At 64.0% G+C, this 519-nt stretch carries 1 protein-coding gene; it reads right to left on the reverse strand.

Annotated elements, in window-relative coordinates; all coding sequences use genetic code 11:
• Positions 1–519: flagellin (locus tag KK7_RS0119075; protein WP_010546237.1), on the reverse strand; the 519-nt coding region annotated here is incomplete at both ends.

The following is a 519-nucleotide window of genomic DNA, read 5'->3' on the forward strand; positions in this document are numbered from 1 at the left end:
GAGTTCCTGGTTCGCCACGCTGAGCGAATCCGGGTTCCACGCCGTGGTCGCGGTGTTCGAATCCTGCAGCGACTGCAGCGCCGTCACGGTGCCGCCGCCGGTCTTCAGCAGGTTGGTGCCGTTGAAGTTCGCCGAGTTCACGATCGTGGTGATCTGATCGCGAAGCGCGGTGAAGTCGTTGTTCAGCTGCGTGCGGCTGTCCGTGGTCTGGCCAGCGTCCGCAGCCTGATAGGCCTTCGCCTTCATCTGGTTGACGATGTCGGAGATCTGCTCGGCACCGGCAACGGCGACGTCAGTCACGCTCTTGGCGCGGCTGAGCGAGGACGAAACCGACTTCAGGCCGCCCAGATCGCTGCGGAGACCCTGCGCGATCGTGTAGGTCGCCGAGTCATCCTTGGTCGAGGAGACCGCCAGGCCGGTGTTGATGCGGCTCTGGGTGGTCGACAGGTCCTTCTGGGTGGCATTCAGGCTCTGCAGAGCCGCCATCGCGCCGACGTTGGTGTTAACGGAGAAAGCCAT

The sequence above is a fragment of the Sphingomonas elodea ATCC 31461 genome, from assembly GCF_000226955.1.
Classification (GTDB): Bacteria; Pseudomonadota; Alphaproteobacteria; order Sphingomonadales; family Sphingomonadaceae; genus Sphingomonas; species Sphingomonas elodea.